This window comes from Streptomyces sp. WMMB 322, assembly GCF_900090145.1.
Lineage (GTDB): Bacteria > Actinomycetota > Actinomycetes > Streptomycetales > Streptomycetaceae > Streptomyces.
Genome location: NZ_FMHI01000006.1, coordinates 193,020 through 211,831, shown reverse-complemented (window position 1 = coordinate 211,831; position 18,812 = coordinate 193,020). Strand labels below are relative to the sequence as shown.

Genomic DNA, 18,812 nt, shown 5'->3' with positions numbered 1-18,812 from the left:
GCTACGCTGTGAGGCGACGGTTCACGTGGCGAGGAAGGCAAGCGGCGGGATGGCGCAACAGCAGCAGGAGATCAGCGGGGAGACCGTGACGGGGGCAGCTGACACGGCCGGTTCCGGCTTCGTGGACGACACCAGGGACTGCGAAGCCCGCGAGAACGCTCACCGTGAGCGCGGCACGGCACGTCCGATCACCGTCGTCGGGAATCCGGTGCTGCACAAGGAGTGCAAGGACGTCACCTCCTTCGACGGCGAACTGGCCTCCCTCATCGACGACATGTTCGCCAGCCAGCGGGCGGCGGAGGGAGTCGGTCTCGCCGCGAACCAGATCGGTGTCGACCTGAAGGTCTTCGTCTACGACTGCGTGGACGACGGGGGAGTGCGGCACGTCGGCGCCGTCTGCAACCCGGTGCTGGACGAACTGCCCGCCGGCAGCCGCAGTCTGGACGACTCCAACGAGGGCTGCCTGTCGGTGCCCGGCGCCTACGAGGCCCTCGCGCGCCCCGACTATGCGGTCGTGCGCGGGCAGGACGCCGAGGGCAAGCCCATCGCCGTCGAGGGCACCGGCTACTTCGCGCGCTGCCTCCAGCACGAGACGGACCACCTCTACGGCTATCTGTACATCGACCGGCTCTCGAAGCGGGAACGGAAGGACGCCCTGCGGCAGATGGCCGAGGGAACGCCGCGGTACGAGACCGTGCCCAACGACTGAGCCCGGGCGGGAGGCCCCGCTCTTCGCCGTACGACCGCCGCCCGGTGCCACTGGTGCCGGGCGGCGGTCGTGCTGTGCGGCTTCGTGACGGCCGGCGGCAGGGGGTGCGGTCGCAGCGGAGGCGGTCGTTCAGGATTCAGTGGCCAAGTCCATTGGCATTTCCTGGCAGTTGTTGACGCCTTCTTTTCGTCACGACAAGCTCTGTGGTCACCCCCCACATTCATGGAGGCACCATGCCCCGGCGTACGGTCAGAGCCGTTCTGACACTTGTCATGGTCGCGGCAGCCGCTCTGGTGGGCACGTCCGCCGTCGCGATCGCCGCCCCGGAGCGGGCCGCCGACGGCTGCTTCACCTGGAACCGCGATCTCGCAGAGGGCGCTTCCGGGGACGACGTCAAACAACTGCAGATCCGGGTGTCCGGCTACCCTGCGAGCGGCGAAGTCATCGCCGTCGACGGCGAGTTCGGCCCGGCCACGAAAGCCGCCGTCTCCCGCTTCCAGCAGGCATACGGGCTGAGCGCCAGCGGCACGGCCGACGCCGCCACATACGACAAGATCTACGAGCTTCAGGACGACGACTGCTCGCCCGCCCACTTCGACTTCGGGGAGCTGAACAACTGCAACTCCGACTGGAGCGGCGGAGCCGTCAGCGCCGCGGAGGCCAAGTCCAACGCGCTGCGCACCATGTGGAAGCTGGAGGCCATGCGGCACGCGCTGGGCGACGAGCCGCTCAGGGTCACCAGCGGCTTCCGGTCCAAGGCCTGCAACGACCAGGTGGGAGGCGCGCCTTCGAGCCGTCATCTCTACGGTGACGCGGCCGACCTGGGCTCCGGACCCCACTCGCTCTGCACCCTCGCCAAGGAGGCACGCAACCGCGGCTTCAACGGCATTCTCGGGCCGGGCTACCCGGGGCACGACGACCACACGCACGTGGACCACCGCTCCGGCAAGTACTGGGACGCCCCCGACTGCGGCGTCACCTCCTGACTTCAGGTGCAACACGTACACGGATCACACCCGCACGACGACAGTCGGCAACGCCGGCCCTGATCCATTCCAGGAAGGAAACCAACCCCCCATGAACAGAAAGATCGCTCTGCGGGCAGCCGTCGGCGCATCGGCGATGGCACTCGCGCTCTTCTCCACCGCGTACGTGGCGGAGGCGACGACCGACCAGACCGAGAACGCGAGCCCGCTCGCGAAGATGAGCCACTCCGCCGCGGTGAGCAAGCTCAACGGAGCCGGAATCAGCATCACTTCCAGCGGCGGTTGCTCCGACCGCAACAAGCCCAACTGCACCTCGCTGGAGCAGGTCAACTCGGCGACGATCGACGGGGCCATCACGCTCAAGAACGCCAGCAATTGCAGCCTGACCGTCACGGGCGGGACCGAGACCGGCCACGCCAGCGGCACGTACAGCCACTGGAACGGCTACAAGCTCGACTTCAGCATGACGAGCTGCCTGAGCAACTACGTCAAGAACACCTTCACTTCCATCGGTGGAAGCAAGTGGCAGTCCGGCTCGGGGAACATCTACTTCGACGAGGGCAACCACTGGGACGTCACGTTCCACAACTGCGGGGGCTGCCTGGACGGTGGCAAGGGCTGACCGAGCCGGCTCCGCGGGAGAGGAACAGGGTCTGCGGAACAGGCTCTTGCAATCAGGCTCTGCGGAACGGGAACGGGAACGGGAACGGGAACAGGAACTGCGAACGAGGGGGCCGCGCCGGCAGCGCGGCCCCCTTGTGCTGCGACGGATCCGGCTCAGAAGTCGTCGTCGAACGCGACCGATCCCTCGACGGCGACCTGATAGGCGGAGGCGCGCCGCTCGAAGAAGTTGGTCAGCTCCTGCACGTTCTGCAGCTCCATGAAGGAGAAGGGGTTGCGGGCGCCGTAGCGCGCCGGGAAACCCAGCCGTACGAGCCGCTGGTCGGCGACCGCCCGCAGATACTGCTCCATCGACTCGGTGTTCATGCCCGGCAGGCCCTCGCCGCACAGGTCGCGGGCGAACTGCAGTTCCGCCTCGACGGCCTCCTCCAGCATCTCCGTCACCTCCTTCTCCAGCTCCGCGTCGAAGAGTTCGGGCTCCTCCTCGCGCACGGTGTCCACGACGTCGAAGGCGAAGGACATGTGCATCGACTCGTCACGGAAGACCCAGTTGGTGCCGGTGGCCAGCCCGTGCAGCAGCCCGCGGGAGCGGAACCAGTAGACGTAGGCGAACGCCCCGTAGAAGAAGAGCCCCTCGATGCACGCCGCGAAACAGATGAGGTTCAGCAGGAAGCGCCGCCGGTCGGCTCGGCTCTCCAGCCGTTCGATCCGCTCCGCTCCCTCGCCCTCCTCCAGCGCCGCCATCCAGCGGAAGCAGAACTGTGCCTTCTCCCTGATGGACGGGATGTTCTCGACGGCGGCGAAGGCCTCCGCGCGCTCGTCGACGTCCGGCAGGTACGTGTCCAGCAGCGTCAGATAGAACTGGACGTGGACGGCCTCCTCGAAGAGCTGACGCGAGAGGTACAGCCGCGCCTCGGGGGAGTTGATGTGCTTGTACAGCGAGAGCACGAGATTGTTCGCCACGATCGAGTCACCCGTGGCGAAGAACGCGACGAGGCGGCTGATCATGTGCTGTTCGCCCGGGGTCAGTTCGGCGAGGTCGGAGATGTCGGAGTGCAGATCCACCTCCTCGACGGTCCAGGTGTTCTTGATGGCGTCGCGGTAGCGGTCGTAGAAGCCGGGGTAGCGCATCGGGCGCAGCGTCAGCTCGAAGCCCGGGTCGAGCAGGTTCCCGGCGGGGCCGCCACGGGTGTTCTCGGCGTTTGTCATCACTGGCATGCCTCGCAGGACTCGGGGTTCTCCAGGGAGCAGGTGACCGCGTCGTCTCCGGACGACGCAGCCCGGGGGTCCGGGACGGCGGGGACCGTCCCCGTCTCCGGCCGGGGCTCCGTCCGGGTCTCGGTGTTCGTGCTTGTGCCGGTGCCTCCCGCGGCGCGGGCGATGCGCGTCGCCGGGCGCGAACGCAGGTAGTACGTGGTCTTGATGCCGCTCTTCCAGGCGTAGGCGTACATCGAGCTGAGCTTGCCGATCGTCGGCGCCGCCATGAACAGGTTCAGCGACTGGCTCTGGTCGAGGTAGGGGGTGCGGGCGGCGGCCATGTCGATCAGGGAACGCTGCGGCAGCTCCCAGGCCGTGCGGAAGAGCCGGCGGACGTCCTGCGGCACCCGCTGGATTTCCTGCACCGAGCCGCTGGATTCGCGCAGTTCCTCACGGGTGCGCTCGTCCCACAGCCCGAGCCGCTTCAACTCCCCGACCAGATAGGCGTTCACCTGGAGGAACTCCCCGCTGAGCGTCTCCCGCTTGAAGAGGTTGGAGACCTGGGGCTCGATGCATTCGTACACGCCGGCGATCGCCGCGATGGTGGCGGTCGGCGCGACGGCGAGGAGCAGCGCGTTGCGCATCCCTGTCCGGGCGATGCGGCTGCGCAGCGCGGACCAGCGCTCCGGCCAGGTCTGCTCGGTCTGCGGATAGTGGTCGGGATGCAGGACGCCGCGTGCCGTGCGGGTCTCGTGCCAGGCGGGCAGCGGCCCGTGCCGCTCGGCGAGGTCCGCGCTGGTCTCATAGGCGGCGAGCATGATCCGTTCGGAGATCCGCGTGGACAGCTCGCGCGCCTCTCCGGAGTCGAAGGGCAGCCTCATCCGGAAGAAGACGTCCTGCAGGCCCATCACGCCCAGACCGACGGGCCGCCAGCGGGAGTTGGAGCGCTCCGCCTGCTGCGTCGGATAGAAGTTGACGTCCACGACGCGGTCGAGGAACGTCACGGCCGTGCGGACCGTGGCGTCCAGGCGTTCCCAGTCCATCCCGCCGGACTCGCTCAGGTGCGCGGCCAGGTTGACGGACCCCAGGTTGCAGACGGCCGTCTCGTCGTCGTCGGTGACCTCCAGGATCTCCGTGCACAGGTTCGAGGAGTGCACGATGCGGCCCGGCCCCGCGGTCTGGTTGGCGGTGCGGTTGGAGGTGTCCTTGAACGTCATCCAGCCGTTCCCCGTCTGCGCCAGGGTGCGCATCATGCGCGCGTACAGCTGACGGGCGGGCACCGTCCGCACGGCGAGGCCCGCTGCCTCGGCTTCGCGGTAGGCGGCGTCGAACTCCTCGCCCCACAGGTCGGCGAGCCGCGGCACGTCGGCCGGAGAGAAGAGCGACCAGCCGGTGTCGGCCTCCACGCGCCGCATGAACTCGTCCGGAATCCAGTGCGCGAGGTTGAGGTTGTGCGTGCGCCGGGCCTCCTCGCCCGTGTTGTCGCGGAGCTCCAGGAACTCCTCGATGTCCGCGTGCCACGTCTCCAGGTAGACGCACGCGGCCCCCTTGCGCCTGCCGCCCTGGTTCACGGCGGCGACGGAGGAGTCCAGGGTGCGCAGGAACGGCACGATGCCGCCGGAGTGGCCGTTGGTCCCGCGGATCAGCGAACCGCGGGCGCGGATGCGGGACCAGGGAAGTCCGATGCCGCCGGCGTGCTTGGACAGCCGTGCGACCTGCTGGTAGCGCTCGTAGATCGAGTCGAGTTCGTCCTTCGGCGAGTCCAGCAGGTAGCAGGAGGACATCTGGGCGTGCCGCGTACCGGAGTTGAAGAGCGTGGGGGAGGACGGCAGATAGGCGAGCGAACTCGTCAGCGCGTAGAGCTCCGCCACTTCGTCGGCAGCCCGCGAGGAGTCGTCGGCGGCCAGGCCGCAGGCCACGCGGAGCAGGAAGTGCTGCGCTGTCTCGATCACCTGCCGGCTTGTGGGGTGGCGCAGGAGATAGCGCGAGTACACCGTGCGGAGCCCGAAGTAGCCGAAGCGGTCGTCCGCCCCGCCCGCGACCGCGTCCTCGACCAGGCCGTCCAGACGCTCGGCGTGCGCCCGCACGAACTCTGCGGTGCGGTCGGCGATCAGACCCTCGCGGTGCCCCGTCGCGACGGAGGAGGAGAAGGACACCGCGCCCTGGCCGCGCGCCTCGTCGCGGATGGCGAGTGTGAGCAGCCGGGCCGCGAGCTGCGAGTACGCGGGCTCCTCGCCGATGAGCCCGGCCGCCTCCTCGGCGGCCAGCGCCCGCAACTCGGATTCGCCGTCGCCCTGCCGTCCTCCGCGCAGCACCGCCGCGGCGATCCGCTCGGCCTCGGTGCCCGGCAGGCCCGCGGTCAGCTCGGTCAGGGTGCGCAGCAGTGCGTCGTCGTCGGCCGGTGGCGGCGACTCGGGTGCGGGTGCGGGTGCGATGGTCACGGGATGTGCTCTCCCTCGCTCGGATCAGGTACCGGGTCACCGGGAGAGCGCACAAGCGGGCGCACAAGGCGTGCCGCATCGCCGACGCGGCAGTCCTCGCGGCGTCCACCGGCCCAACCCTCGGGACCCGGACGTCTTTCGACGCGACCGGCAGGCACTCGGACTCGCGACGACGGCCCATCGCAGCTCATGCCGGAAGAGAGCAACCGGGCAGAGCAGAGCAGCACATCGCACACCGTTGCGGGACAGTTCCGGATTCGCACCGGATTCCCCTGCGCGGCAGCGAGCACGAGCATACATCTGGTAGCCGGACGCGCTACTCGCCCCCACATGTTGTGTCGGGGGAGTCGCGGATCACAGTTCCAGGCTGAAGGCCTGCAGCCACATGCCCGGATAGGGCTGCCAGTCCCTCTCCGGCGCGCGGACGAACCCCAGGCGCCCGTAGAGCCGGTGCGCCGTCGTCATCCGCTCATGGCTGCACAGCACGAGCCGCTCCAGCCCCGACTCGCGCGCCCGGTCGATGCATGCCCGCACCAGCGCCTCGCCGGCGCCGCGTCCGCGCCCCTCGGGCCGTACGGCGAGCATCCTGAACTCGCCCTCGCCGGTGCGGGCCAGGTCCGCGTACTCCCCGCCGTTCCCGACGAAGGCGACCGCGCCGAGCACCGATTCCGAGGCGGCGTCGAGTGCGACGAGCACCTCCGTGTGCTGCGCCCGGCGCCCTGCGGCGCGCAGCACCTCCAGATACGGGTCGTGCTCACCGAAGTCCAGCAGCCCGTCCTCCAGATAGGCCCGCGCCGTCAGCTCGCCGACGTCCTCCAGCTCCTCGTCCCGCGCCGCTCTGATCGTGATGTCCATGGAGCGAGCATGCCGCACCCCACTGACAACGGGTCTGTCAGCGGGGTGCGGCGGACTTGTCCGTGGGGCGCGGGGCGGGCTCAGGGGGCGGCTGTCGGCGAGGGCAGTTCCTCCTTGACGCCCGGGTCCCCGGCGTCCGCCGTGTAGTCCGAGGGCTGTGTCTCGTCGACGCCTTCCGGGGCCTTCACGGCCCGCAGCACGAACGTGAGCGCGATGGCGACCACCGCGTTGAGCACGAAGGCGGTCAGGCCGATGTACCCCATCTCCCCGATGCCCGGGATGATGTCGTTGGGGCCGCCGAAGTGCTTCTGCACCGGCGACGAGACGCCGTACGCCGTGATCGTGCCGTAGAGCATGCCCACGGCCCAGCCCGCCAGCAGGGCCCACCTGTGGAACCAGCGCGTGAAGAGGCCGCCGACGAGTGCCGGGAAGGTCTGGAGGATCCAGATGCCGCCCAGCAGCTGGAAGTTGATCGCCACCGTCTTGTCCATGCCGAGCACGAAGACGAGCGCGCCCACCTTCACCAGCAGCGAGGTGATCTTGGAGACCTTCGTCTCGTCCTCGGCTGTGGCGTCCGGGCGGATGAAGTCCTTGTAGATGTTCCTGGTGAACAGGTTGGCGGCGGCGATCGACATGATGGCCGCCGGTACGAGTGCGCCGATGCCGATGGCGGCGAACGCGACGCCCGCGAACCAGGCCGGGAACATGTTCTCGAAGAGCTGCGGAATCGCCAGCTGCCCGTTCTCGACCTTGATTCCGGCGGCGATCGCCATGAAGCCCAGCAGCGCGAGCATGCCCAGCATCACCGAGTACAGCGGCAGGATCGTGGTGTTCCGGCGGATCACGTTGCGGCTGCTGCTGGAGAGCGTCGCCGTGACCGAGTGCGGATACATGAAGAGCGCGAGCGCGGAGCCGAACGCCAGCGTCGCGTACGCCCACTGGTTGGTCGCGCTGGGGGCCAGCTCGCCCTTGGGCTTGCCCGTGGCCGGGTTGGTCTGCGAGAGAGCGTCGCCGGCCTTGGCGAAGATGTCGTCGAAACCGCCCAGCTTGATCGGGATGTAGATGATCGCCACCGCGATGACGATGTAGATCAGCGTGTCCTTGACGAACGCGATCAGAGCCGGCGCCCGCAACCCGGACGAGTAGGTGTAGGCCGCGAGCACCGCGAACGCGATCAGCAGCGGCAGGTCCTTGATGAACCAGTGCGTCGACTCGCTGCCGCCGATGCCCATGACGTCCAGCACCGACTGGATGCCGACCAGTTGGAGCGCGATGTACGGCATCGTCGCGAGGATGCCCGTGACGGCGACGGCGAGTGCCAGCGACTTGGACCCGAAGCGGCCGCGCACGAAGTCCGAGGTCGTCACGTATCCGTGGCGGTGCGAGACGGACCAAAGCCGGGGCAGGAAGGTGAAGATGAGCGGGTAGACGAGAATCGTGTACGGGACGGCGAAGAAGCCCGCGGCCCCCGCCGCGTAGATGGCCGCCGGGACCGCCACGAACGTGTACGCCGTGTACAGGTCGCCGCCGAGCAGGAACCAGGTGACCCAGGTGCCGAAGCTGCGTCCGCCCAGGCCCCATTCGTCGAGGCTGTTGGCGTTCTCCGCCTTGCGCCAGCGAGCGGCCATGAAACCCATCGCTGTGACGAGCACGAAGAAGAAGACGAAGACGGCGAGTGCGACTCCGTTGACCCCGTTCATCGGGCACCGTCCTCTCCGCGGGCGGCGCGCCGCTGCGCGTTGTCACGCTTGACCAGCTTGTACGCGGTCATCGTCATCGCAGCGGACAGCACCACCCACATCATCTGATACCAGTAGAAGAACGGCATTCCGACGAGGGTGGGTTCGATACGGGAGTAGGAACTGACCCACAGAAGCGCGACGAACGGGATGAAAAGGCACAGCCCGATGACGACCCGTATGGGCGTGATGACGGGTGGCTGCGACTTCGGCGCGGGCTCGGGTGTTTCTGGGGGCGCTGGCATGCCTCGGCTCCGTCCGTCGGGTGTTCCTGTCGAGACGCGCAGGAATCTAGACGAGCGGTTCGCGCCCCGTCACTACCTGCACGGATAACGGAACGGCACCTTTTGTTTCGCGGGGGATGTGGTGCGCCGTGTGCCCCCCGCACAAGCCCGGTGTGATTCAGGCCAGTTCACGGCGCTCTGCCGTGTCGCCGCCCTCTCGCTGCCCTGCCTCTTTCCTGCCACTTTCCTGCCTCTGTGCCGTGAATGGGCCGTATCAGCTGTTCCGGCCGTCCCGTGGGCGCTGGAGGTTGGCGACGAACTTGTAGCGGTCGCCCCGGTACACGGAGCGCACCCACTCCACCGGTTCGCCCTCCGTGTCGAGCGAGTGCCGGGAGAGCATCAGCATGGGCAGGCCGACATCGGTGCCGAGCAGGCCGGCTTCGCGCGGTGTGGCGAGCGAGGTCTCGATGGTCTCCTCGGCCTCCGCGAGGTGGATGCCGTACACCTCGGCCAGCGCCGTGTAGAGCGACGTGTACTTCACCAGGCTGCGGCGGAGCGCCGGGAAGCGGCGCTGCGAGAGGTGGGTCGTCTCTATCGCCATCGGTTCACCGCTGGCCAGGCGCAGCCGCTCGATGCGCAGCACACGACCGCCCGTGGGGATGTCGAGCGCGTCGGCGAGGCGGTCGTCCGCGGTGACGTAGCCGATGTCCAGCAGCTGTGAGGTCGGTTCGAGGCCCTGGGCGCGCATGTCCTCCGTGTACGAGGTGAGTTGCAGCGCCTGGGAGACCTTGGGCTTTGCGACGAAGGTCCCCTTGCCCTGGATCCGCTCCAGCCGGCCCTCGACGACGAGTTCCTGGAGGGCCTGGCGGACGGTCGTGCGCGAGGTGTCGAACTCGCTTGCCAGGGTGCGTTCGGGAGGCACCGGAGTGCCCGGCGGCATGGTCTCCGTCATCTCCAGCAAGTGCCGCTTGAGCCGGTAGTACTTGGGCACGCGAGTGGTCCGCGCGCCGCCGTTGCCGCTTCCGGGCTCCGGCTCTGCCGCGGCTGTGACCGCGCCCCCGTCCGTGCTCATGGCTCGCCTTCCCCTTCGTGTCGTGCCGCCGTCACCGGTTTCCTCCGTGTGTGCGGGCCGTGCCGACTGCCCGTCCTCCGGCTCCGGTTACGGCACCGGAGCGGCGGCGTTTCCGGTGGTGTCCCGGTCTTCGCTCTCCGTTCCGGCTGTACTTCGCGGCTCACATCGTGGCACGTGCTCGGCGCTGCGGGACTCTCCCGCCCAGATGTCGTTCCGGTAACGGAACCGCCGGTCGGATCCTGCACCGTTGACAAGAGCTAAAGGTCTAGGCCAAGCTGCCGACTGGTCTAAACCATTAAACCAGGCCCGGTCCCTTGGGGAGGAAGCCGTGAGACGAGGACTCATCGCCGCGACAGGAATCGCGGCTCTGATGGCGGGCGTTGCGGCCTGCGGGCCGGGCGGTGAGCCGGACTCCGGTGCCGACGGGTTCAAGGGACAGACGCTGACGCTGTGGGCCATGGACGGGTCCACGCCCGAACAGTGGGAGAAGGACGTCAAGGCGGCCTTCGAGAAGAAGACCGGAGCCAAGCTGAACCTCGAGGTCCAGCAGTGGAACGGCATCCAGCAGAAACTGACCACCGCCCTCTCCGAGCCCGATCCGCCGGACGTCATCGAGGTCGGCAACACCCAGACCCCCGCGTACGCGAGGACGGGCGGACTCGCCGACCTGGGCGACCTGAAGAGAAGCATCGGCAAGGACTGGACGGAGTCCGTCAACAAGTCAGCGGTGTACGGCGGAAAGCAGTACGCGGCCCCCTGGTACACGGTCAACCGCACCGTCATCTACAACAAGCGGATCTGGGCGGACGCCGGCATCGACGAACCCCCCACGACACGCGCCGAGTTCTTCGACGCGCTCGACGCCATCGAGAAGAAGACCGACGCCGAGCCCCTCTACCTGCCCGGCCAGAACTGGTACTTCTTCGACGGCCTCCTCATCGGCAAGAAGGCGGACCTCATCAGGAAGCAGGGCGGCAAGTGGGTCTCCAACCTCGACGACCCCAGGGTCGGCGCCGCCATGAAGCTCTACGAGAAGTACGCGTCGTACTCCAAGGCGCCCAAGGACAAGGACGAGGCCACCCCCCAGCAGGCCGAAGTCTTCGCCAAGGGGAAGACGGGCGCATTCATCGGGCTGGGATGGGAGGCGGCGACGGCGGTCGAGGCCAATCCCGGGATCAAGAAGGACATCGGGTACTTCACCATCCCCGGTGAGAGCGCGGACAAGCCCGAAGGCGTCTTCCTCGGAGGCTCCAACCTGGCCGTGGCCGCGGGGAGCGAGAAGCAGGAACTCGCGAAGGAGTTCCTCAGAATCGCACTCTCCGACAGGTTCGAGGGCGCGCTCGCCCAGGAGGGCGGCGTGATACCGAACAAGGCCTCACTGCAGAAGAAGGTCGAGGGCAATCCGGCCGCCGAGGCGGCGGCGCCGGCCGTCGCGGGCGGCGGTCTGACGCCTCTGATCCCGCAGTGGGCCGCCGTGGAGAACCCGCCGAACCCCGTGAAGAGCTATATGACGGCCGTGCTCAAGGGGAAGTCGCACGCTGCGGCTGCCGAATCGGTCGAGGACGAGATCAACAAGAGGCTCTCGCAGAAGCAGTGACGCCCCGGGCTGCCGGAGTGCCGGCAGTCGTGTTGCCGGAGGGGGCGGCACGACTGCCGGCACACCGGCAGCCCGGGCTCTCGACCACGGGACCTGGAGCACCGATGCCAGTGCAGACCGACGGCGCGCCGCCACCGGTGCGCAGCAGCACACCTCGCACAGCACCACCGGGGACACGCACCACGCCGACCGGCGGCCCGCACGGCCGGCGGCAGCGCACGAGCCCCCGCGGACTGCCGTACCTGCTGCTGCTCCCGGCGCTCGCGGCCACCGCCGTACTACTCGGCTGGCCGCTGGTGATGAACGGCCTGCTCTCCTTCCAGAACCTCAACATGACGCAGCTGATCCAGCACGTCACCGAGTGGGCAGGAACTGACAACTACCGCGCCACTCTCGGCAGTGAGGACTTCTGGCGGGTCACCTTGCGGTCGGTGCTCTTCACCGCCGTCAACGTCGCCGTGATCATGCTCTTCGGCACCCTGACGGGGCTGCTGCTCGCCCGCCTCGGCCCGCGCATGCGGCTGCTGCTCTCCTCCGGTCTCGTGCTCGCCTGGGCGATGCCGGTCATCGCCGCGACGACCGTCTACCAGTGGCTGTTCGCGCAGCGCTTCGGCGTCGTCAACTGGCTGCTGGACGCGGTGGGCCTCCACTCCATGGCGGGCTTCAACTGGACCGGCGGGCAGATCCCGACGTTCTTCGTCATCTCGCTGCTCATCGTCTGGACGTCGGTGCCGTTCGTCGCGATCAACCTCTACGCGGCGACGACGACCATCCCCAGGGAGCTGTACGAGGCGGCCGCGCTGGACGGTGCGAACGCCCGGCAGAGCTTCGCCACGGTCACCCTCCCCTTCCTGCGGCCGTTCCTGCTGGTGACGACGTTTCTCGAAGTCATCTGGATATTCAAGGCGTTCCCGCACATCTTCGCGATCAACGAGGGCGGGCCGGACCGCCTCACCGAGACCCTGCCCGTCTACGCGTTCGTCGAGGGCGTCGGGAACCAGCACTACGGCACAGGCGCGGCCATCTCCGTCCTCACGATCGTGATCCTGCTGGGGCTGATGTCGTACTACCTGCGCGCCGCCATGCGGCAGGAGGAGGACGAGAAGTGACAGTGACAGCACCGCCGGCGGACCGCCGGCGCTCGTTCCGGCCGGGCCGCCGGCGGCCTCGCGGCCGTGCTCGTGCCTGGTCAGGGATCTGGCCCGACGCGACGGCTCTCGTGCTCTTCGCCTTCTTCGTCTTTCCCGTCTACTGGATGTTCAGCACGGCGTTCAAACCGAACCGCGACATCGTCACCGACACCCCCGTCTGGTTCCCCACCAGCCCCACGCTGGAGCACTTCGCCACGGCCGTACGGGCCGACAACTTCTGGACGCTGGTGCGGAATTCCGTCACCGTGACGCTCACGGCGGTCGTAATCGCCCTGCTCATCGCGCTCTTCGCGGCGTTCGCCCTGGCGCGCATGCGCTTCACGGGACGAAAGAGCATCGTCCTCACGTTCATGATCGCGCAGATGGCCCCCTGGGAGGTCATGGTCATCGCGATCTACATGACGGTGCGGGACGCCGACATGCTCAACAGCCTCGTACCCCTCACCCTCTTCTACACGGTGATGGTGCTGCCGCTGACCGTGCTGACGCTGCGCGGCTACGTGGCAGCCGTGCCGAGGGAGCTGGAGGAGTCGGCGATGGTCGACGGCTGCGGACGCACCCAGGCGTTCCGCAGGGTGATTTTCCCCTTGCTCGCGCCCGGTGTGATGGCCACGTCCCTGTTCGGATTCATCACGGCGTGGAACGAGTTCCCGATGGTGCTCATCCTCAACAAGGACGCACAGTCCCAGACGCTGCCGCTGTGGCTCTCCGGATTCCAGACGGCGTTCGGGGACGACTGGGGTGCCACCATGGCGGCCGCCTCACTCTTCGCCGTGCCGATCCTGCTGCTTTTCCTGTACCTCCAGCGCAAGGCCGTCAGCGGACTCACCTCCGGTGCGGTGAAGGGATAGCGGGGCGCAGGCGGAGCACACACGGAGGGCGGGCCGAGGACCGGCCGGACGGACGAAGGCCGCACGCGCACCACGACGGAAGGACGACGAGGGACGGCAGCACGAGCCGCACGACGAGCCCGCGACGGATCTCCCGGTGAGGGCCAACAGTGAAGGGACAATGCGCACATGACCACGCTCGCAACCGGCACCGAGAGCCTGACCCGGGACGCTCTCACCGTGCTCCAGCCCGGTTTCACCGGCACCAGCGCGCCCGAGTGGCTGCTGCGGCAGCTCGGCGAAGGGCTCACCTCCGTCGGCCTGTTCGGACGCAACATCGAATCGCCGGAGCAGCTCGCCGCGCTCACCGCCCAGCTGCGCGAGGTACGGCCCGAGGTGCTGGTCGCGATCGACGAGGAGGGCGGCGACGTGACCCGCCTGGAGGCCCGCACGGGTTCCTCCTTCCCTGGAAACCTCGCTCTGGGCCACGTCGACGACACCGCTCTGACACGTGCCGTCGCCCACGAGCTCGGCCGCCGGCTGGCCGCGTGCGGGGTCAACCTCAACTGGGCGCCCTCCGCGGACGTCAACTCCGACCCGGACAACCCGGTCATCGGCGTCCGTTCCTTCGGCGACGACCCGCAGCTGGTGGCCCGGCACACCGTCGCCTACGTCGAGGGGCTGCAGTCGGCGGGCGTGGCCGCCTGCGTGAAGCACTTCCCCGGGCACGGCGACACCGCCGTCGACTCCCACCACGCCCTGCCCCGCATCGACGTGGACATGGGGACCCTGCGCGAGCGTGAACTCGTCCCGTTCCAGGCCGCGATCGACTCGGGCGCCAAAGGCGTCATGAGCGCGCACATTCTGCTGCCCGCCCTCGACGAGTCCCTGCCCGGCACGCTCAGCCCCGCCGCTCTCATGGGCCTGCTACGCGCGTCACACCAGGACGGCGGCCTCGGACACAGCGGCCTGATCGTCACCGACGGCATGGAGATGCGGGCCATCTCCGGCACCTACGGCCTGGAGCGGGGGAGCGTCCTCGCCGTCGCCGCGGGCGCGGACGCCCTGTGCGTCGGCGGGGGCCTGGCCGACGAGGAGACCGTCCTGCGGCTGCGCGACGCCCTCGTACGGGCAGTTCACGACGGCGAGTTGACCGAGCAGCGCCTCGCCGACGCCGCGGGCCGCGTGCGCACGCTCGCGCGCTGGGCGAACGGTGCCGGCGCCGCAACCCGTGAGCGTGCGGTGTCACAGGCCGCCGGGGCCGCGGAGCCTGCGGGGGCACGCACCGGGACGGCGGACGGCGTCGGCCTCGCAGCGGCCCGCCGCGCGCTGCGTGTCACCGTCCCCGGCGGAGGCACCGCCGCGACGCAGGCGTTCGAACCGCTCACCGGGGCCGCGTTCGTCGCCTCGTTCTCACCCGCCGCCAACATCGCCGTCGGCGGAGAGACCCCCTGGGGCGTCGCCGCCGAACTGACGCGGCTGCTGCCCGGCACCGCCACTGCGGCATACGCGGCGGACGCGGCAGGCGAAGGTCCGTCCGGCCTGGCAGCAGGTGTGCTCGCCGATGCGGCGGACCGTAGGATCGTCGCGGTGGTGCGCGACGTGCACCGTCATCCGTGGATGGCCGACGCGCTGGACGCTCTGCTCGCCTCACGTCCGGATACCGTCGTGGTCGAGATGGGAGTGCCACAGGCACCGCCCGCCGGAGCCCTGCACATCGCCACCCACGGAGCCGCCCGCGTGTGCGGACGGGCCGCCGCCGAGGTCATCGCCGGACAGCCCCCCGGCGACTGACCCCCGGGGCGCCCCGCCCGTCTCCGTCCCCGACCCTCCGTCCGCTCGCGCGTCCCCGGCCCCGACGACTCCACTGGAGGCAGCAAGCATGTCCGCCACCTCGGCACCGACACCCGAGCAGGCCTCGTCGCAGGGCCGGCCCCGCAGCGCACCTGGCCGGGTGATGTCCGGTGAGATGGCCGAACAGCCGGCGGTGCTGCGCCGCATCCTGAACGAGGGAGCGCCGAGGATCCGTGAGATCGCCGAGGAGGTCGCGGCCCGCAGCCCCCGCTTCGTGCTGCTGACCGCGCGCGGCACCTCCGACAACGCCGCGCTCTATGCCAAGTACCTGCTGGAGATCCTGCTGGGCAAGCCCTGCGGCCTGACGTCGATGTCCACGACGACCGCCTACGGTGCCAGGCCGGACCTGACGGACTGCCTCGTCATCACCGTCAGCCAGTCGGGCGGCTCACCGGACCTCGTCGCCTCCACACGGGCGGCGCGTGAGGCGGGCGCGCTCACCCTCGCGGTGACGAACAACTCCGCCTCACCGCTCGCGGAGGTCAGCGAATTCCACATCGACGTCCTCGCGGGCGAGGAGAAGGCCCTCCCGGCGACGAAGACCTACACGGCCGAACTCCTCGCGCTGTACCTCTTCGTGGACGGCATGCGCGGCGGTCAGGGCGCCGGCAAGGCGGAGCTGCTGCCGGACCTGGCGCAGTCGGTGCTCGACCGCCGGCCCGAGGTCAAGGCCCTCGCCGGGCGCTACCGGTTCGCCGAGCGGATGGTGCTCACCTCCCGGGGCTACGGCTATCCCACGGCGAAGGAAGCGGCGCTGAAACTGATGGAGACCAGCTACATCCCCGCGCTGTCGTACTCGGGCGCCGACCTGCTGCACGGCCCGCTGGCCATGGTCGACAACATCTCGCCGGTCATCGCGGTCGTCACCGAAGGCAGGGGCGGTGAGGCGCTGCAACCCGTCCTCGACCGCCTGCGCGACCGCGGCGCCGACCTCGTCGTCATCGGCAGCCGCGAGGAGGTCGACCGTGCGTCCGCGGGTTTCGCCCTGCCGACGGAGGGACTGCCGGAGGAGCTCCAGCCCATCCTCGAGATCATCCCGCTGCAGATGCTGGCCTACGAGGTCACCATCGCCCGCGGCCAGGACCCGGACGCACCCCGCGCGCTGGCAAAGGTGACGGAGACCCGCTGAGCGCGCGTGCCGTCGGTACGGGAAGGCCGGGGGAGCGGCGCAGAGCGCAGGGGGCGGACCCCGGACACACCTCGGGCCACGGCGCCGGGGCGGGACCCTCAACCCGTCCGGCACCGCAGCCCGATGCCGGAGACCGGGGTGCCATCAGGGCAGACGACGCCCGGGTCCCACTCCGCCCTCCTGTGCGGGGAAGGCAGAAGCCAGTACTGCTTGCCTGGCAGCGATTGTGGACTAGACCACTCTTGTCTGTCCATGCCGTCGGCAAAGTTCATCAGGAACGTATGAATTCCGGCCGATGCGGCAGGAGCCGGGAGAAGGCGGCCACACCGCCCGGTCCGGCCCGCCGGTAGGCTCGTCGGTGTGCCCTCCATGAACGACCTCGTACGGCAGCACACGGCCCTCTCCGACACCGATCTGGAGTGGCTGCATCTGCTCATCTCCGAGTGGCAGCTGCTCTCGGACCTCTCCTTCGCGGACCTCGTGCTGTGGGTCCCCACCCGGGACGGCACGCGCTACGTCTCCGTCGCCCAGATGCGGCCCAACACCGGGCCCACCTCGCACCAGGACGACATGGTGGGCCACCTCGTGCCGCGGGGCCGGCGGCCGCTGCTCGACGCGGCGCTCGACGAGGGCCGGATCGTGCGCGAGGGAGATCCCGAGTGGCGCGAGGAGGTACCCGTACGGGTCGAGTCCATCCCCGTGTGCCGGGAGGGCCGCATCCTCGGCGTCATCGCGCGCAACACGAATCTGCTGACGGTGCGCACTCCCAGCCGGCTCGAACTCACGTATCTGCAAAGTGCGTCCGACCTGGCCCAGATGATCGCGACGGGCTCCTTCCCCTTCCCGGGAGAGCAACTCGACATCGACCATCTGCCGCGCGTGGGCGACGGACTGATCCGGCTCGACTCGGACGGAATCGTCCAGTACGCCAGTCCCAACGCCCTCTCCGCGTACCACCGGCTCGGCCTCGCCACGGAGATCGTGGGGCTCCACCTCGGCCGGGTCACCGCCGAACTCGCGCCCTCCCGCGCCCCCGTCGACGAGGCGCTGGTGAAGCTGGCGAGCGGCTGGGCCCCGCGCGGCGCAGAGGTCGAGGCCAACGACTGCGTCGTACAGCTGCGCGCCATCCCGCTCGAACCCAAGGGAACACGCATCGGTTCGCTCATCCTGCTGCGCGACATCACCGAAGTGCGGCGCCGCGAGCGGGAGTTGATGACCAAGGACGCCACGATCCGCGAGATCCACCACCGGGTGAAGAACAACTTGCAGACGGTTGCCGCGCTGCTGCGCCTGCAGGCCCGCAGGATGGACTCGGACCGCGGACGCGACGCACTCAACGAGGCCGTGAGGAGGGTCGGTTCGATCGCCATCGTGCACGAGACGCTCTCCCAGACCCTGGACGAGAGTGTCGAGTTCGACGAGATCGCCGACAGGGTGCTGGCGATGGTCGCCGAGATCTCACCGGGCCGGGTCACCGGCCGTCGCACCGGCCACTTCGGGGTGCTGGAGGCGGAGGTCGCCACACCCCTGTCGATGGTGCTCACCGAGGTTCTGCAGAACGCCCTGGAGCACGGCTTCGGTCCGGGTGCACAGGGCACGATCGAAGTCGGCGCGGTGCGCACGGGCGGCAAGGGCAAGGAGCCGGGCAGGCTGCTGGTCACCGTCCAGGACGACGGCCGGGGCCTGCCCGAGGGCTTCGATGCCAAGCAGACCGGCAATCTGGGACTCCAGATCGTACGGACGCTGGTGGAGGGCGAGTTGGGCGGAGAGTTCGACATGCTGCCTGCACCGGAGCGCGGTACCCGCGTCGTCTTCGACCTTCCGGTCTCGGTGGAGAAGCGCGAACGCTGAAGCGGCCGGGAACAGGCAGACGCGGCGAAGGCGCAAAGACGTGGAGCCCCGGCCCTGTTGGGCCGGGGCTCCACGTCTGTATGAACGCGGTGCTCTTCGTGGCACTGCGTGCTGCGGCTCGGGATGCAGCGAGTGGCCGGGTGTGGGCGTCAGTCTCAGGCGGTCGCGGCGTTGTTCCGCGCCCGGTTGCGAGCGGCGCGGCGCTTCATCGCGCGGCGCTCATCCTCGCTGAGGCCCCCCCAGACACCGGAGTCCTGGCCGGACTCCAGGGCCCACTGCAGGCACTGCTCCATGACGGGGCAGCGGCGGCAGACGGCCTTCGCTTCCTCGATCTGCAGCAGCGCAGGACCAGTGTTGCCGATGGGGAAGAACAGCTCGGGGTCTTCCTCGCGGCAAACGGCGTGGTGACGCCAGTCCATGGCTGCTACCTCTCCTTGTGAGTGTGCTGGGCTTGTGAATGTGAACGCTTTCACGAATCCTCTCGCAAGGGAAGGGCTGCCGATCGACTGTGATGCGGGTCCCAGTGGAAATGAGAGAAAGGATTCGGGCACCTGGG

16 protein-coding genes and 1 riboswitch are annotated in these 18,812 nt (G+C 69.2%); of the genes, 9 read left to right on the top strand and 7 right to left on the bottom strand.

Going from position 1 to position 18,812, the window contains the following annotated elements:
- Window positions 1–49 precede the first annotated feature (49 nt).
- The 3 genes from def to H180DRAFT_RS12640 all read left to right on the top strand — a co-directional run bounded on the left by def (window position 50) and on the right by H180DRAFT_RS12640 (window position 2,317).
- Window positions 50–709: a peptide deformylase gene (gene def, locus H180DRAFT_RS12650; protein ID WP_055486122.1), complete on the top strand. Its 660-nt coding sequence runs from the start codon at window positions 50–52 to the stop codon at window positions 707–709.
- A gap of 233 nt (window positions 710–942) precedes the next feature.
- A complete protein-coding gene (locus H180DRAFT_RS12645; protein WP_055486121.1) occupies window positions 943–1,695 on the top strand; it encodes a D-Ala-D-Ala carboxypeptidase family metallohydrolase in 753 nt (250 codons plus the stop codon).
- A gap of 91 nt (window positions 1,696–1,786) precedes the next feature.
- Complete coding sequence (locus H180DRAFT_RS12640; RefSeq protein WP_055486120.1) at window positions 1,787–2,317, top strand: hypothetical protein; 531 nt, start codon at window positions 1,787–1,789, stop codon at window positions 2,315–2,317.
- A 155-nt stretch (window positions 2,318–2,472) separates the two neighbouring features.
- Here the strand turns inward: H180DRAFT_RS12640 and H180DRAFT_RS12635 are convergent, their stop codons facing one another.
- From H180DRAFT_RS12635 to H180DRAFT_RS12610, 6 genes are all read right to left on the bottom strand, one after another.
- Window positions 2,473–3,534 carry a ribonucleotide-diphosphate reductase subunit beta gene (locus tag H180DRAFT_RS12635; RefSeq protein WP_055486119.1) on the bottom strand — a complete coding sequence of 354 codons (1,062 nt, stop codon included), beginning with the start codon at window positions 3,532–3,534 and terminating at the stop codon, window positions 2,473–2,475.
- Window positions 3,525–5,954 (bottom strand): ribonucleoside-diphosphate reductase subunit alpha, encoded by a 2,430-nt coding sequence (locus H180DRAFT_RS12630; protein ID WP_055486118.1) that lies wholly within the window; start codon window positions 5,952–5,954, stop codon window positions 3,525–3,527. The genes H180DRAFT_RS12635 and H180DRAFT_RS12630 overlap by 10 nt, the downstream gene beginning before the upstream one ends.
- A gap of 131 nt (window positions 5,955–6,085) precedes the next feature.
- Window positions 6,086–6,263, bottom strand: a riboswitch (cobalamin riboswitch).
- A gap of 45 nt (window positions 6,264–6,308) precedes the next feature.
- Window positions 6,309–6,809, bottom strand: a complete 501-nt coding sequence (locus H180DRAFT_RS12625; RefSeq protein ID WP_055486117.1) for a GNAT family N-acetyltransferase — start codon at window positions 6,807–6,809, stop codon at window positions 6,309–6,311.
- An 80-nt stretch (window positions 6,810–6,889) separates the two neighbouring features.
- Window positions 6,890–8,509, bottom strand: a complete 1,620-nt coding sequence (mctP, locus tag H180DRAFT_RS12620; RefSeq protein ID WP_055486116.1) for a monocarboxylate uptake permease MctP — start codon at window positions 8,507–8,509, stop codon at window positions 6,890–6,892.
- Window positions 8,506–8,793: a DUF3311 domain-containing protein gene (locus tag H180DRAFT_RS12615; protein ID WP_055486115.1), complete on the bottom strand. Its 288-nt coding sequence runs from the start codon at window positions 8,791–8,793 to the stop codon at window positions 8,506–8,508. Before H180DRAFT_RS12615 ends, mctP begins: the two co-directional genes overlap by 4 nt.
- Window positions 8,794–9,046: 253 nt before the next feature.
- Entirely contained in the window at window positions 9,047–9,844 is a 798-nt protein-coding gene (locus H180DRAFT_RS12610; protein WP_055486114.1) for a GntR family transcriptional regulator, read from the bottom strand.
- A 328-nt stretch (window positions 9,845–10,172) separates the two neighbouring features.
- On the opposite strand from H180DRAFT_RS12610, the gene H180DRAFT_RS12605 reads away from it, so the two are divergent.
- The 6 genes from H180DRAFT_RS12605 to H180DRAFT_RS12580 all read left to right on the top strand — a co-directional run bounded on the left by H180DRAFT_RS12605 (window position 10,173) and on the right by H180DRAFT_RS12580 (window position 18,256).
- Window positions 10,173–11,441 (top strand): extracellular solute-binding protein, encoded by a 1,269-nt coding sequence (locus H180DRAFT_RS12605; protein ID WP_055486113.1) that lies wholly within the window; start codon window positions 10,173–10,175, stop codon window positions 11,439–11,441.
- A 104-nt stretch (window positions 11,442–11,545) separates the two neighbouring features.
- Window positions 11,546–12,550 carry a carbohydrate ABC transporter permease gene (locus H180DRAFT_RS12600; RefSeq protein WP_079100066.1) on the top strand — a complete coding sequence of 335 codons (1,005 nt, stop codon included), beginning with the start codon at window positions 11,546–11,548 and terminating at the stop codon, window positions 12,548–12,550.
- Between the two features lie 86 nt (window positions 12,551–12,636).
- Window positions 12,637–13,443 carry a carbohydrate ABC transporter permease gene (locus tag H180DRAFT_RS12595; RefSeq protein WP_055486233.1) on the top strand — a complete coding sequence of 269 codons (807 nt, stop codon included), beginning with the start codon at window positions 12,637–12,639 and terminating at the stop codon, window positions 13,441–13,443.
- Window positions 13,444–13,611: 168 nt separating this feature from the next.
- On the top strand, window positions 13,612–15,216 hold the full coding sequence (locus H180DRAFT_RS12590; protein ID WP_055486111.1) for a glycoside hydrolase family 3 protein: 1,605 nt from the start codon (window positions 13,612–13,614) through the stop codon (window positions 15,214–15,216).
- 163 nt (window positions 15,217–15,379) lie between these two features.
- Window positions 15,380–16,405, top strand: coding sequence for an SIS domain-containing protein (locus H180DRAFT_RS12585; RefSeq protein WP_055486232.1), 1,026 nt, complete (start codon window positions 15,380–15,382; stop codon window positions 16,403–16,405).
- A gap of 369 nt (window positions 16,406–16,774) precedes the next feature.
- Entirely contained in the window at window positions 16,775–18,256 is a 1,482-nt protein-coding gene (locus H180DRAFT_RS12580; RefSeq protein ID WP_055486110.1) for a sensor histidine kinase, read from the top strand.
- 155 nt (window positions 18,257–18,411) lie between these two features.
- Here the strand turns inward: H180DRAFT_RS12580 and H180DRAFT_RS12575 are convergent, their stop codons facing one another.
- Window positions 18,412–18,675, bottom strand: coding sequence for a WhiB family transcriptional regulator (locus tag H180DRAFT_RS12575; RefSeq protein WP_016469673.1), 264 nt, complete (start codon window positions 18,673–18,675; stop codon window positions 18,412–18,414).
- Window positions 18,676–18,812 lie beyond the last annotated feature (137 nt).